The 12,543-nt window shown below is 45.9% G+C and carries 17 protein-coding genes and 1 other annotated feature; of the genes, 10 read left to right on the top strand and 7 right to left on the bottom strand.

Annotation, left to right across the window (positions count from 1 at the left end; translation table 11 throughout):
- Position 1: 1 nt before the first annotated feature.
- Genes J3A84_RS07715 through J3A84_RS07725 form a run of 3 tightly spaced genes read right to left on the bottom strand, consistent with a single transcriptional unit; the run spans position 2 to position 1,682 of the window.
- On the bottom strand, positions 2 to 238 hold the full coding sequence (locus J3A84_RS07715) for a thioredoxin family protein (protein WP_207599437.1): 237 nt from the start codon (positions 236 to 238) through the stop codon (positions 2 to 4).
- Between the two features lie 38 nt (positions 239 to 276).
- Positions 277 to 1,281, bottom strand: a complete 1,005-nt coding sequence (locus J3A84_RS07720) for a permease (RefSeq protein WP_207599438.1) — start codon at positions 1,279 to 1,281, stop codon at positions 277 to 279.
- A gap of 35 nt (positions 1,282 to 1,316) precedes the next feature.
- Positions 1,317 to 1,682 (bottom strand): ArsR/SmtB family transcription factor, encoded by a 366-nt coding sequence (locus tag J3A84_RS07725; RefSeq protein WP_207599439.1) that lies wholly within the window; start codon positions 1,680 to 1,682, stop codon positions 1,317 to 1,319.
- Positions 1,683 to 2,106: 424 nt separating this feature from the next.
- Between J3A84_RS07725 and J3A84_RS07730 the strand changes: the two genes are divergently transcribed.
- Positions 2,107 to 2,712 (top strand): class I SAM-dependent methyltransferase, encoded by a 606-nt coding sequence (locus J3A84_RS07730; RefSeq protein ID WP_207599440.1) that lies wholly within the window; start codon positions 2,107 to 2,109, stop codon positions 2,710 to 2,712.
- A gap of 48 nt (positions 2,713 to 2,760) precedes the next feature.
- Here J3A84_RS07730 and murI read toward each other — a convergent pair whose 3' ends face one another.
- The 3 genes from murI to J3A84_RS07745 all read right to left on the bottom strand — a co-directional run bounded on the left by murI (position 2,761) and on the right by J3A84_RS07745 (position 5,602).
- Positions 2,761 to 3,549 (bottom strand): glutamate racemase, encoded by a 789-nt coding sequence (murI, locus tag J3A84_RS07735; protein ID WP_242694077.1) that lies wholly within the window; start codon positions 3,547 to 3,549, stop codon positions 2,761 to 2,763.
- A 78-nt stretch (positions 3,550 to 3,627) separates the two neighbouring features.
- A complete protein-coding gene (gene tyrS, locus J3A84_RS07740) occupies positions 3,628 to 4,818 on the bottom strand; it encodes a tyrosine--tRNA ligase (RefSeq protein ID WP_207599441.1) in 1,191 nt (396 codons plus the stop codon).
- A 57-nt stretch (positions 4,819 to 4,875) separates the two neighbouring features.
- Positions 4,876 to 5,127, bottom strand: a binding site (T-box leader).
- 52 nt (positions 5,128 to 5,179) lie between these two features.
- On the bottom strand, positions 5,180 to 5,602 hold the full coding sequence (locus J3A84_RS07745; RefSeq protein WP_207599442.1) for a hypothetical protein: 423 nt from the start codon (positions 5,600 to 5,602) through the stop codon (positions 5,180 to 5,182).
- A 291-nt stretch (positions 5,603 to 5,893) separates the two neighbouring features.
- Between J3A84_RS07745 and J3A84_RS07750 the strand changes: the two genes are divergently transcribed.
- From J3A84_RS07750 to J3A84_RS07785, 8 genes are all read left to right on the top strand, one after another.
- Entirely contained in the window at positions 5,894 to 6,166 is a 273-nt protein-coding gene (locus tag J3A84_RS07750) for a hypothetical protein (protein ID WP_207599443.1), read from the top strand.
- 324 nt (positions 6,167 to 6,490) lie between these two features.
- A complete protein-coding gene (locus tag J3A84_RS07755; protein ID WP_207599444.1) occupies positions 6,491 to 7,003 on the top strand; it encodes a peptidylprolyl isomerase in 513 nt (170 codons plus the stop codon).
- Positions 7,004 to 7,044: 41 nt separating this feature from the next.
- Positions 7,045 to 7,440, top strand: coding sequence for a DUF3783 domain-containing protein (locus tag J3A84_RS07760; protein ID WP_207599445.1), 396 nt, complete (start codon positions 7,045 to 7,047; stop codon positions 7,438 to 7,440).
- A gap of 4 nt (positions 7,441 to 7,444) precedes the next feature.
- On the top strand, positions 7,445 to 8,134 hold the full coding sequence (locus J3A84_RS07765) for a helix-turn-helix domain-containing protein (protein WP_207599446.1): 690 nt from the start codon (positions 7,445 to 7,447) through the stop codon (positions 8,132 to 8,134).
- Between the two features lie 97 nt (positions 8,135 to 8,231).
- A complete protein-coding gene (locus J3A84_RS07770; protein WP_207599447.1) occupies positions 8,232 to 8,483 on the top strand; it encodes a hypothetical protein in 252 nt (83 codons plus the stop codon).
- 280 nt (positions 8,484 to 8,763) lie between these two features.
- Positions 8,764 to 9,111 carry a PadR family transcriptional regulator gene (locus tag J3A84_RS07775; protein ID WP_207599448.1) on the top strand — a complete coding sequence of 116 codons (348 nt, stop codon included), beginning with the start codon at positions 8,764 to 8,766 and terminating at the stop codon, positions 9,109 to 9,111.
- Positions 9,095 to 9,799, top strand: coding sequence for a permease prefix domain 1-containing protein (locus J3A84_RS07780; RefSeq protein ID WP_207599449.1), 705 nt, complete (start codon positions 9,095 to 9,097; stop codon positions 9,797 to 9,799). The genes J3A84_RS07775 and J3A84_RS07780 overlap by 17 nt, the downstream gene beginning before the upstream one ends.
- Complete coding sequence (locus J3A84_RS07785) at positions 9,796 to 10,323, top strand: hypothetical protein (protein ID WP_207599450.1); 528 nt, start codon at positions 9,796 to 9,798, stop codon at positions 10,321 to 10,323. The genes J3A84_RS07780 and J3A84_RS07785 overlap by 4 nt, the downstream gene beginning before the upstream one ends.
- A gap of 132 nt (positions 10,324 to 10,455) precedes the next feature.
- On the opposite strand, the gene J3A84_RS07790 is transcribed toward J3A84_RS07785, so the two are convergent.
- Positions 10,456 to 10,908, bottom strand: coding sequence for a GNAT family N-acetyltransferase (locus tag J3A84_RS07790; protein ID WP_207599451.1), 453 nt, complete (start codon positions 10,906 to 10,908; stop codon positions 10,456 to 10,458).
- 678 nt (positions 10,909 to 11,586) lie between these two features.
- Between J3A84_RS07790 and J3A84_RS07795 the strand changes: the two genes are divergently transcribed.
- A complete protein-coding gene (locus J3A84_RS07795; protein ID WP_207599452.1) occupies positions 11,587 to 12,534 on the top strand; it encodes a glycine betaine ABC transporter substrate-binding protein in 948 nt (315 codons plus the stop codon).
- Positions 12,535 to 12,543 lie beyond the last annotated feature (9 nt).

Raw genomic sequence — 12,543 nt, forward strand, 5'->3', positions numbered from 1 at the left:
ATTACTTCTTTTCCAGGATTTCCTTGATGGCAGCTGGTTTCAGCACTTTTCCGTAGGAAACGACTTCTTCATCGATGACAAGTCCTGGTGTGGACATGATTCCGTAGGAAGCGATGTCCTTGAAATCTGTGACTTTTATGATTTCAGCTTCCATGCCTAAGTCCTTCAGTGCTTCCTCCGCATTCTTTGCCAGTGTGACGCAGTTCTTGCATCCGGATCCTAAAATTTTGATTTTCATAAATATGCTCTCCTTAAATATATATATTTTATTGGTTACTAAATAAACAGGTAGCTGAAGGCATTGAAGGTGTAGCCGATGATGACGATGCCCGCTGCCACGACTGCGAAGAAGATGGCAAGGAGCTTTGGCTTCACGACCTTTGACAGCATCACAAGGGATGGCAGGGACAGTGCCGTGACACCCATCATGAATGCCAGTGCGGTACCAAGGCCTACGCCTTTGACGATGAGTGCTTCAGCGATGGGCAGTGTGCCGAATATATCAGCATACATGGGAATTCCGACTACCGTAGCCACAAGAACGGACCACCACTTATCCGCACCAAGAACCGCTGTGATGAAGTTCTCAGGGATGTAGTTATGGATGGCGGCACCGATACCGACGCCGATGAGGATATAGATCCACACCTTTTTCACGATATCAAGAACCTGATCTCTGGCGAATTCTACTCGTTCTCTTTTCGTCATCACATCCTCTTCACCCATCTCCATGTTGTTGCTGAAGACAAAGGATTCCACATGGGATTCCAGCTTCAGCTTTCCGATGACGGTTCCACCGATGACGGCCAGGACCAGTCCTACGATGACATAGGCGATGGCTATCTTCCAGTTGAAGATTCCTGCCAGGAGGATGACGGATGCCAGATCCACCAGGGGCGATGAAATCAGGAAGGAAAAGGTGGTTCCGATGGGAAGCCCTGCGCTCGTAAATCCGATAAACAGCGGAATGGAGGAGCAGGAACAGAAGGGAGTGATGGTGCCAAGGAGCGCAGCCAGTATGTTGGCTGTGATTCCGCTGAAGTTTCCAAGGATTCTTTTGGTCCTTTCGGGCGGGAAGAAGCTCTGGATGTAGGAAATCATAAATATAAGTGCTGACAGCAGGATGAAGATCTTCACCACATCATAAATGAAGAAGTGAATGCTTGCGCCCAGACGATCCGTCATGTTGAGGCCGAAGACATTGACCACCAGAGATTCCACTAAGTTATAGAGCCACTCCATCTTGAGCAGCTGATTGTTGATCCATTCGAATATAAACATTTCTGTCTCCTAATAATTTATTTTCTTATGCTGATTTATTCTGCAAAGACATTTGCATCAATGGGGGTAGGGGTGTTGGAATATTTCCACTTTGTGGAGATGTTTCCTATATCTTCCTTCAGTCTCGGGTACTGGTCCATGTGATCGGCAATGTCCTTTATGATATTCTGAAGCATGGCGTGATCTTCTCTTAGCCTGTAATACACGTATTTCTCTTTCCTAGTATCCACCACCAGATTGAGATCCCTCAGCTTAGAGAGGCCCTTGGAAATGGTAGGCTGGGACACATCAAGAATTCCGCTCATTTCACAGACGCAGAGCTCATCATGGTGCAGCAGCATCACAATTCTCAGTCTGGTTTCATCAGAAAGGGTTTTAAAGATATTCAGTAAGTCGTTCATTTCATCACATTCCTTTTTATTTACATGCACATATTCTTATATGGGAATATGATAATATTACTCCCAGCGATTCGGGATGTCAACCATTGATAGAAAATAACGATCCAGGAGGAAACAGGGCAAATACAGACTTAATTTCCGTCTGGAGATTCCGAAGAAAATCAGCATAAGATGTAGGGACTCATCTTGAGAAAAAACAGGGCGGAGAGTATATATTTCAGACTGAAATCATGAATCTGCCCATGAATCGAACAAGTTCTGTCCCTGAGGTTGAAAGGTGTCACCGACAACTGTACACTGTATGAGTGCCTGCCAGAAGATGTGACAGGCCCAAGAAACCGATACTGATAGACAGATCTGGTTCCAGTTTTCTGTTGGATGCAGAATCAGATCAGAATATATTCTCGCGACAGGAGTAAAAACAATGAAAAACACAGCTTCATCTGATAGAGACTATTTCAATGCCAGAGCCTTCAACTGGGATCAGACCTGTGTCCATGATCAGGATAAGGTCGCACATATTGTAAATTTAATGGGAATCGGTTCTTCCGACCGGATTCTGGATGTGGGCACGGGCACCGGTGTGCTGATTCCGCATCTTATGGAGCATCTTGATGATGGCCATATTACAGCGGTGGACGTTTCAGAAAAAATGCTTGAAGTGGCCCAGCGAAAATACAAGGGCGGAAACATCACCTACCTGCATGGGGATGTACTTCAGATGCCCTTTGAGGAAAAGTTTGACCTGATCATGTGCTACAGTATGTTTCCGCACTTCAAGGAGCAAAAGATGAAAGCCATAAAGGTGCTGAGTCAGCTGCTTAGGACTGGTGGAAAACTCTGCATCTGCCATACGCAAAGCCGGGCGGCTATCAATCGGCTGCATCGCATAGCAGGGGATGTGGTGGAAAATGATCGTCTGCCGGAGATGTCTGTGCTGAAAGAGGCTTTTCTCGATGAGAATTTAAGCCTCCAGTGTGTACGAGATGATGAGGAGTACTTCATCCTTTCAGGGAAGAGAATACTGTAAACATGAAAAAGCACGAAGCTGTAACTCTATAGCTTCGTGCCTATTTGATTACAAGATGTCCTTGTCGCTGTCTTCCTGGAGTAATCTGTACGTCAGGTCAATGAGCTTCGTGCTGTCCGAGGAATTGAACACGCGCAGGGTGCCCTCGTGATTCTCCTCATGTAGGAGATCCTCTTCGGTCAGCACTTCCTTCAGTCTCCTTGCGGTACCTTCACTACCGTCCACGATGAGGATCTCTTCACTGAAGATTCGTCTCAAGGAAGGCTTGATGAAGGGATAGTGGGTGCAGCCGAGCACCACGGAGCTGAGATCCCTGTCCACATCCTCCAGCGCTTTCCTTAGATACGCATAGCTCTTTTCCTGAAAGTCCTCTCCGTTCTCGATGATTTCCACAAGACCGGGCAGAGGCAGACTCACAATGTTTCTGGACTGGGAAAACTGATCCGACAGTTTCCTGAACTTTTCTTCGTGGAGGGTCCTGTTGGTGGCAAGCACCAGGATCTTGCCATCGGCTGTATGGTCAATGGCCACTTTCAGAGCCGGCTCGATGCCGATGACAGGCAGGTCAGGATACTTCGCCCGGATGTCTGCAATGGCGGCGCTGGTTGCCGTATTGCAGGCCACTACGATGCTTTTGCACTGAAAGGACAGAAGAAAGTCCACAGCTTGAAAGGAAAGCTCCTTGATGGTTTCCAGGTCCTTGTCCCCGTAGGGGGCGTTCACTGAATCGCCGAAATATATGAAATCCTCGTGAGGAAGAAGTTCCATCGCCTTTTTTAATACACTGATTCCGCCGACACCTGAGTCGAAAAAACCAATGGGCTGATTGTTTGCCATTATCATTGCCTCCGCATCCCATCCATTTTGATTGTCTTCATTCTATTTTAGCAAATGGACCCGCGTAATACAATTTCCCTACTGCGCTTCTCTATGAATCCGGATGAATTTTCTTTTGCCCACCTTGACGAGAAGGGAACCGGAAGCGGGAAGAGACTCTTCCGATGAGATCTTATCGCCGTTTATGGAGATTCCATTCTGAGAAAGAAGTCTTCTGTATTCATTGAAGCTTGCAACCAGACCCTCTTCCTTCAGCACATGGCCTAAGGAGAATCCATCTTCTGATATGCTGATTTCCTTCACATCTTCAGGAATCTCTTCCTTTGTGAAGACTCTTATGAACTTCTCTCTGGCAGCCTCCGCCTTTTCCGTGTCATGATACATGGCGGTGATTTCCTCAGCCAGAAGCATTTTGATGTCGCGGGGGTTTTCCGTCTCAAGTCGCTTTTCAAGTGCAAGAATCTCCTCAGGCAGACGATCCGTCACCAGGGTGAAGTATCTGAGAATCAGATCATCCGGCAGCGTCATGACTTTACTGAACATGGTATCCGGGTCTTCATGGATGCCCACATAATTGCCAAGGCTCTTACTCATCTTCTGCACGCCGTCCAGGCCTTCCAGAAGAGGCAGGAGGATCACGGTCTGAGGCGATACGTCTTCCGCCTTCTGAACGGTTCTCCCCATGAGGAGATTAAAGGTCTGATCGGTTCCACCCAGTTCCACATCCGCTTCTATGGCAAGAGAGTCATAGGCCTGCATCAGAGGGTAGAGAAATTCATGGATGCCGATGGGGGTGTGGGATTCGTATCTTTTTCTGAAGTCCTCCCTTTCCAGCATCCTTGCCACCGTGGTGGTTTTTGTGAGCTCCAGGATATTCTGAAGCGTCAGTTTCCTGAGCCAGCTGCTGTTGAAATGGACCATGGTCTTTTCCTCATCCAGGATTTCAAAGATCTGGCTGGTGTAGGTTTTGGCGTTTTCGATGACCTGCTCCCTTGTGAGCTGCACCCTGGAAGCGGATTTCCCTGTGGGGTCTCCGATCATGCCGGTGAAATCGCCGATGATGATGTGGACTTCATGACCCAGGTCCTGAAAAGCCTTCAGCTTTCTTAAAACCACCGTATGCCCCAGATGGATGTCCGGTGCGCTGGGGTCCAGTCCCAGCTTGATTTTCAGCACTCTTCCCGAAAGCATCTTCTCTTTGAGCTCTTCTTCTCCGATGATTTCCACTGTTCCTTTCCTTACGATGTCCATTGTTTTTTCGATATCCATAAAATACCATCCCTTCTGTTTCCTTCTATTTTTCAATAAAAAAAGCCCTCATCCTGTAAAAAGGATGAAGACTGATGCTCCATGGTACCACCTTGATTTATCTTCTGCGTCACCGCAGAAAAACTTATCGGGTACATTCATACCCTAGCACTGTAACGGGTGCAGTTTCCCGAAGCAGCCTACTTGGTTTTAAACCGTTGGGTGCTTAGCTCAGAGATGTATTCGTCAGAAGCTGTCTGTTTCTTCACACCACCCAGAAACTCTCTTAAGACATGACTTTTGAGTACTCGTTCCCATCAACGCTTTTCTTATTGATTAAGAGTTATATTACCTTCTTGCCGAGGAAAAGTCAACAGCAAGATCAGAACATGCCGTCATATTTTTCCACGGACCAGGCGAGGAAGTATCCGCAGGTAATGAGATACAGCGGTGTAAACACAGGGCTCTTCAGGAAGAACTCAAATACACCATTGGGGGCGAAATTGTTTCCGGGTTCAAAGAGTGCAAGAATGCCCACTGTGAGAAAGATGGTAAGACCTGCCAGGCCAAGAGACAGTTTGAAGAAACTGGTTCTGACCCGAAGTCTTGAGAAAAGATACTGACTAAGATCGCTTCCACCCAGTACAGCTCCGAACAGGGTGAATACGAGAATGGTCGCAATGAGGCTGCCCAGGCTGTAATAGTCTGCGCTGTTTTCGGAAGTTAAGCCCATGATCAGCTCGCCGGCTATGGCCAGCAGCATAAGTCCTATGTATTTCAGTAGTGATGTGAATTGTCTGTTCATACGTAAAGCGCCTGCTTCTCCCATGAGAAGATGACGCAAATTCCCCCCTTTTTCAGTTCTGATTCTTATTTGTGAGATATAATCATTTTATTCATATTATACCGTATAGAAATATTTTTTGCTGAAATTTGGGAAATTAATCTGGAAAGAAAGCAGATGACACTGCAGAAAGTGCAATTCTATGAATCAGTACAAGGAGAAGGGGATGGTACGGATTCATATTGATTGTTTTATAATAGTACACTATAATAATCATAATATATAGATGGATAGATCGGATGGAGTGATGATGTGGAGAAATCAGAGAAGATGAAGAAAGTCATTGTAAGACTGACCGTGGTATCCGTGCTAATGGATTTTCTCATAGGACTGCTGGATCCGGCCTATACCCTCAGCAGTGGATCCCTTATTGCCATAGGCTTCATGTCCCATAGCCTGGTGAAGGAATATGAAAAGCACAAGTCAAAGAAAGTGAAGGTTTCAAAAGGCATTGTTTTTCTTTCGGTGTCGGTGATACTCCTCAGTATCTACAGACTGGTTCAAACGTATATGTTTCAAGTATGAAACAGGGAGTTCGAAAGGACTCCTTTTTGAGTGCTTGGAATGAGAAAGCACAGAAAATGGGCAAAAAAAAGAAACCCCTTAAGTGGGGTTATGAAATATGATAGAAGGCTTTTAAGAATCCGCGCAGATTCTCATAGGCCCAGGGGTGGCTGATTATGGGAAGATAATCTCCACTCCCATAGTGTGATGATGCACTACGAACTTTTGTTCTGATTTCAGTATAATACAAACGTTCGTTCTAGTCAACGATTTATTTATTTTTCTTTATCTGGAACTATTGGTATAATGAAGAAGAAAATTCTAATTGAGAAGGAGAGTAATATAATGAACCCAGTTGTAACGATAAAAATGGAAACAGGAAAAGAAATTAAAGTAGAACTATATCCGGAAATCGCCCCCAATACGGTGAAGAATTTCGTATCTCTGGTGAAAAAGGGATTCTATGACGGACTGAAATTCCATCGCGTCATTCCAGGATTCATGATCCAGGGCGGATGCCCGGAAGGCATCGGCATCGGCGGACCTGGATACAAGATCAAGGGGGAATTCTCCGGCAACGGATTCAGAAATGAGCTGAAGCATGAGAAGGGCGTCATTTCCATGGCAAGAAGCCAGCACAACGACTCCGCAGGAAGTCAGTTCTTCCTCATGGTGGCGGACTCTCCACATCTGGACGGTCAGTATGCAGCCTTTGGTAAAATCACAGAAGGCCTCGACAATGCGCTGGAAATCGTCAGGGTGGACCGTGACTACAGAGACATGCCAAGGGTGGACCAGGTCATGGAAAAGGTCACAGTGGAACATGCGGAAAACATAGGGGAACCTGAAGTACTGTAAAGATTCCTGTGTGTGTTAAATACTTGAATCAGGAGTAAAATATGACTAAGGAAAGAAAGATACTCGTCTACGGACTGAGTGAAAAAGAAAAAGAACGCCTTATGGGCGAAGGACTGAATCTGCATCAGATTCATAACGGCAATGCAGGTGGAACACTGGAAGAGCTCATTGAAAACAAGGAGATTCCCCATGAGGGAGCCCCCCTTGGCATCGTGAAGATCATGATCTTCTGCGGATATGAGACCAATGATGAGCTGAAGGACCTCATTTCGAAAATCAGAAAAGAGCATGTCTTCGGTTCCATCATGGCCGTGATCACAAGAACCAATCTGAAGTGGAAGTTCGACTATATGATCGAGCATCTTCTGGAAGAGCGGGAAGAGAACAAGCAGATTGAAATGGAACGACGTGCGAAATTAGCAGAAAATCTGGGGTGAGAAAATGGCAAGAGTCGGTGAAGAACTGAAAAAATCGAGACTGGAAGCGAACATGTCCATGAAGCAGGTGGCAAAGAAGCTGGGAGTTTCCGAAAGCTTCGTCAATGAAGTGGAGCTGGGCAGAAGAATCGTCAATGAGGATCTCATCAAGAGATTTTCCAAAGTCTTCAACAAGAAGGTTGGAACCATGGGGCTGGGATCGCTGGAGGAGTCTGCACAGTCGGAATCCTTTGAAAGAACCAAGGAAACCATCAAGAAGGAAGTCTATGTGGCACCTAAGACGCCAGTGAATGAACTCTGGAATCAGGCCTTTGGTGAAAATATCAAGAATGTGCCCATATTCGGGTATGATATGAAAAATCCCCTGGGGCACCAGAGCCATGTGGTGGAAAAGAAGAAGATTGATGGGTATCCCATGGATAAGGTTGTGATGCTGAAGGTGGAAAATGATGATCTCAAAGGATATCGCATTCAGAAAGGAGACCTGGTGTCTGGGGTGGAAGCCAAAGAGATCCAGGGTACACAGATGATGCTCTTATCCTATAAAGGGAAGAATCTTCTGAGAAAGATCAGAAACCTGAACAATGGAAATGTGGAGCTTCTGACCTTTAACGAGACCCAGAGATCGGAGATCGTGCCGCTGAAGGAAGTGACGATTCTACTGAAACTCTACAAAGTGGAGATCCGGTTATAGGCATCAGACAAAAAAGAAAATAAGCTGTACCTATCCGTGAAAATGCGTTCGTGACAGTAGTTGGAGCATCAATTTAACAGAAGTGGGAGGAAAAGAAATGAACAGTGATACATTGTTATACCTTCTTGTGATCGGGTTAATCGCTGTAATTGCTGCAGGAGCGTTCATTGCGGATGTGATCAGAAAAAAAGACTTTATAGATCAGGTTTCCGGGAAGAAACCTGAAAGGAAAATGAATCGTAAAAGGAAGATTTCCTACGATAAGCCGGTTGAAGAAGATCCTCAGGTTACCATTGACAGAGAAGTCCTTCGTACAAGAAGTGGACAGAACGTATTGGGACCGAAATGAAAAATAGAACACAGACAGGGCTCCGCATAATGCAGGCTCCTGTCTGACTGTAGAGAAAGTGGCTAAAGTGAAGACTTTGGCTGCTTTTCTTTTTTTCACTTCAAATGTATCTACAGACGGGACTTCATCTTGAAGTCTTTTGTTGTGGCAGGAATTCTCAATAGAGACAGGGTCTGCAGTTTAGAGTGGAAAGCCTCTGTTTTTTCTTCTTGACATACATAGAGCTTCGATGTATTGTAAGCCTAGAAGGTCTATGTATAGACGAAAGGGAGGTTGTACCATGAATTTTGACAAGAATCTGCTGGGAGGAACCACAGGAATGCTGCTGTTATCTCTTCTCTCAGGTAAGGATATGTATGGCTACGAGATCATCAAAGAACTGGAGCTTCGCTCCGACAGTTCTTTCCAGTTCAAGGAAGGGACCCTGTATCCCGTCCTTCACAAGATGGAGAACATGGGGTGGCTGAAATCCTACCAGTCCAAAGGGGATGCAGGCAGAGCAAGGAAATACTACCAGATCACAGTGAAAGGAAAAAAGCAGCTGGCTCTTGAGAAAGAGCAGTGGGAGGTCTTTACGGAATCTGTGGAGAAGGTTGTGTTTGGTGGACAGTATGAGCTGGCAAGGTAAAGAAGCGTATCTGAGGGAAGTGCTGTCCCAGGTGAAGTTCTCCTATGATCACGAGCCCATCTATCAGGAACTGACGGGTCATCTGGAAGAGCGGGTGGAGGGCTATCTATCTGAAGGATACGAGAAAAAGGAAGCCGAGGAAAGGGCTCTGGAGAATTTCGGCAATCCTGTGGAAATCGGAAAAGCGCTGAACAGAGAGCATCGTCCCCTTCTTGGCTGGCTCCATTTCTTCTCCAGTATCCTGGCGGGCATAGCGATGGGCGTTCTGCTCCTGGCCCTACTAACTCTGATTTTTGCCATCCTTGACAGCGGATCAGGAGATGTTCCGCGTGAAGACGTTCTCTACAGGATTGATGTGAATGAAAAAGTGAGAATGGACAACAGAATCATCTATTTCGATGAAGTCATCGTGGAGAAAAACGGGGATCTGAGTATCCTCTACAATACCCTTCTGACGAGGGACTTCGGAACCTCTGGCTACAGCTTCGGAAACATCGGCACCATCCTGGATGAAACGGGGCAGGATTATTTCTTCAGCTCGGGGTCAGGTTCCATCGGCGGCATCCTCTCCAGAGGACGACATACCGTCCATGGATTCCCGGAAGATGCGGAAAAACTCATCATCGAGTATGACTTCTACAACAGGTACTATAAAGTGGAGATTCCGTTGAAAGAAGGTGGCCTATGAATAGAAAGAGAAAGATTCTGAGAAACATTATTTTCATTGCCATTTTCATCTCTTTTGCTTTGCTGTCCGGAATGTTCTATATAGACCCGGTGGCGGCGTACAGGGGAGCTGAGAGAAGTATCCATTATGGTCCCTCGGAAGTGGTTCATGTGGAAGATTTTCCCGGCGGGAAATACTTTCTGGGAAAATACGACCGCTGGATTTCCTGCAATATCATGCAGAAATCCATGGGCATCTTCTGGAGTGCTGGGAGCTATGTCACTGGAACAGAAATCAGGTATGACCATCCCATTTACTATGAAGCCCAGTATGGACAGCCTAATGCCAGAGCCTATGGCATCCGTCATGATGAAAGCATCACAAAGGTGGAAGTGCATCTCCTGGATGGAACGGTCATCGCTCAGGAAAAGTTTCATGAGGACCTGTTCCTGCTCACCTGGGAGAGCGCATCCGAGTTCATGAAGATCATCGCCTATGACGATGCCGGAAAGATGGTTTTTCAGGAAGAGAGACTACATTACTGATCATAAAGGTTATGTGCATTCATACTGTTGTTATAGTCATATAAGTAAAGGAACCTCGCAGGAGGTTCCTTTTACGCCGTTTTATAAACAGAATTGCGAAGTGCGTCATTCTGAAGTGTCAAAGGGAAAGGACTATAGCCTGTAAATGAGCTTAGGTGTTTTCTTTCCGTCTGCGATTTGAGAATCGACTTCCGTGAAGATCGTTGCGCCCAATCGGAAATAGAATCCTCTTGCATCGGGACTGGTTATGATGGTGAATTCGTTGATGCCAAGCTTTCGGCATTCTGACAGAGCATGATTCCATAGGATTCTGCCATATCCTTTTCCGATATATGCAGGTTCGATAAACAGATACTCCAGGGAGTTTTCACGGTCACCTTGAAGTATCCCGTAAAAACCGATGATTGTCTCATTGTCCTTCAACATATAAGTTGGATGATCGGCTATGAATTCTTCTGTGATCAGGTATATTTGTTTGAATTTTTCCATGAATTCGGAGCTGTAGCCCCAGTAAGATTCCGATCTCACTTCCAGGGCAGCCAGCAGATCTGCATCCTTAGGCGATGCACTGACAATTGTATACATAGGACAATCTCCCTCATCAAATTACTATTCCTATAATAACGCCTCAATACCAGAAAAACCCGGATCCTATGATACAGCCGGATTTCCTGGACTGACAGCATAGAACGACTGACTCTGCTGCATTTCATATAGCCTTAGTATATCCTACTCGCTATGAAATATCCATCTTCAGCTTCTTTCCAACAGAATCATAACTTCAGGTATGATGCGAAGATCGAAGGTTACCAGGATCAGAGCATCCTGTAAAAGAAGGGACGATGCCACGAAAATCCATAGACGCTCATCTTATCGAACCATCTTATCAACAATACCCTTGAAAAGCTGTGGATAAAACCACAGTGTTTCTGCATAACAGACGGATTGAAGTTCAGGAAGAATAAATATAGACAGAATATTCCGGTGCTTGTTATCCACAGAATGTGGATAACTTATCCGTTTCTATGGATAACTATTGTCAGTTGAAAACTTATACACAGGCTGCTCTGAAAAAAGCGATGTACTATGGGTTCCTTTCCTGCAGACGGAGGCTCCATATACCACATTGTGAATTGTTCACTTAAAATTTGTGGTTTCTTAATGGATTATTCTATTTGCAAACGGCCTATGCTATATAATGAGTAGTATGAAGCATCTTCTGTATAGAAGACTGCAAAATCTGAAGAGAAAGGAATGAATGAAATGAAAAAGAAGATTATCGCAGCAGTCATCGCTGTTTTTACAATGAGCATACTTGCTTCCTGTGGAGCAAATGAAACAGAAGGAGAAGTGAAGAATCCCGATGATGCCATCACACTGGGATCCTTTGTGGATACCGAAGGAGGAATCCTTGGCAACATGATTCTCCTGGCACTGGAAGACGAGGGATATCTCATCGAGGATAAAGTGCAGTTCGGGACACCGGATGTTCACAGAAATGCGCTTCTTCAGGGAGAACTGGACCTGGGCATCGACTATACCGGAAACGGGCAGTTCTACACCGAAGGCATCGAAGAAGATGTCTGGAGAGATAAGGATGCGGGCTATGAAGCCATCAGAGCCTATGATGAGGAGAACAACGATCTCATCTGGATGAAGCCAGCCAATGCGAACAACACAGAGGCTCTTGCGGTGAAGAGAGAATTTGCGGAAGCCAACGGTCTATCCACCATGGAGGACTTCGCCGAGTATGTCAACGGCGGCGGAGAGGTGAAGCTCATCACCTCCCAGCTTTTTGCCGAAAAGGAATCCGGACTTCTGGGGATGGAAGCCGGCTACGGATTTGAACTGGAATCCGACCAGATGATCCTGCTTCCTCACGGAAATACCGCAGAAACCCTGAAAGCTCTGGCCAATGGTACAGATGGCGTCAATGTGGCCCTGGCCTATGGCACCGATGGCTCCCTGGCGGATCTGGACCTTGTGCTTCTGGAAGATACCTTGTCCATACCACCCGTCTACGAACCATCAGCCATCATCAGAGCGGAGGTTCTGGACAAATATCCTGAGATTCAGGAAATCGTGGAGAATGTATTTTCTCTTCTGGATAAGGAGAATCTGCAGCAGATGAACAAAGAAGTCATTGTGGATGGACTGGCACCAAGAGACGTGGCAGAGACTTTTCTTAAGGACAACGGGATTCTGGAGTAATACTGCGTA

Origin of the sequence: Proteiniclasticum aestuarii (assembly GCF_017368455.1) — a bacterium.
In the GTDB taxonomy this organism is placed as follows: domain Bacteria; phylum Bacillota; class Clostridia; order Clostridiales; family Clostridiaceae; genus Proteiniclasticum; species Proteiniclasticum aestuarii.

Excerpts from the sequence above, each read along its gene's own strand:
- J3A84_RS07715 (WP_207599437.1), bottom strand. The coding sequence starts at position 238 with ATGAAAATCAAAATTTTAGGATCCGGATGCAAGAACTGCGTCACACTG.
- J3A84_RS07720 (WP_207599438.1), bottom strand. The coding sequence starts at position 1,281 with ATGTTTATATTCGAATGGATCAACAATCAGCTGCTCAAGATGGAGTGG.
- J3A84_RS07725 (WP_207599439.1), bottom strand. The coding sequence starts at position 1,682 with ATGAACGACTTACTGAATATCTTTAAAACCCTTTCTGATGAAACCAGA.
- J3A84_RS07730 (WP_207599440.1), top strand. The coding sequence starts at position 2,107 with ATGAAAAACACAGCTTCATCTGATAGAGACTATTTCAATGCCAGAGCC.
- murI (WP_242694077.1), bottom strand. The coding sequence starts at position 3,549 with ATGGCAAACAATCAGCCCATTGGTTTTTTCGACTCAGGTGTCGGCGGA.
- tyrS (WP_207599441.1), bottom strand. The coding sequence starts at position 4,818 with ATGGATATCGAAAAAACAATGGACATCGTAAGGAAAGGAACAGTGGAA.
- J3A84_RS07745 (WP_207599442.1), bottom strand. The coding sequence starts at position 5,602 with ATGAACAGACAATTCACATCACTACTGAAATACATAGGACTTATGCTG.
- J3A84_RS07755 (WP_207599444.1), top strand. The coding sequence starts at position 6,491 with ATGAACCCAGTTGTAACGATAAAAATGGAAACAGGAAAAGAAATTAAA.
- J3A84_RS07760 (WP_207599445.1), top strand. The coding sequence starts at position 7,045 with ATGACTAAGGAAAGAAAGATACTCGTCTACGGACTGAGTGAAAAAGAA.
- J3A84_RS07765 (WP_207599446.1), top strand. The coding sequence starts at position 7,445 with ATGGCAAGAGTCGGTGAAGAACTGAAAAAATCGAGACTGGAAGCGAAC.
- J3A84_RS07770 (WP_207599447.1), top strand. The coding sequence starts at position 8,232 with ATGAACAGTGATACATTGTTATACCTTCTTGTGATCGGGTTAATCGCT.
- J3A84_RS07775 (WP_207599448.1), top strand. The coding sequence starts at position 8,764 with ATGAATTTTGACAAGAATCTGCTGGGAGGAACCACAGGAATGCTGCTG.
- J3A84_RS07780 (WP_207599449.1), top strand. The coding sequence starts at position 9,095 with ATGAGCTGGCAAGGTAAAGAAGCGTATCTGAGGGAAGTGCTGTCCCAG.
- J3A84_RS07785 (WP_207599450.1), top strand. The coding sequence starts at position 9,796 with ATGAATAGAAAGAGAAAGATTCTGAGAAACATTATTTTCATTGCCATT.
- J3A84_RS07790 (WP_207599451.1), bottom strand. The coding sequence starts at position 10,908 with ATGTATACAATTGTCAGTGCATCGCCTAAGGATGCAGATCTGCTGGCT.
- J3A84_RS07795 (WP_207599452.1), top strand. The coding sequence starts at position 11,587 with ATGAAAAAGAAGATTATCGCAGCAGTCATCGCTGTTTTTACAATGAGC.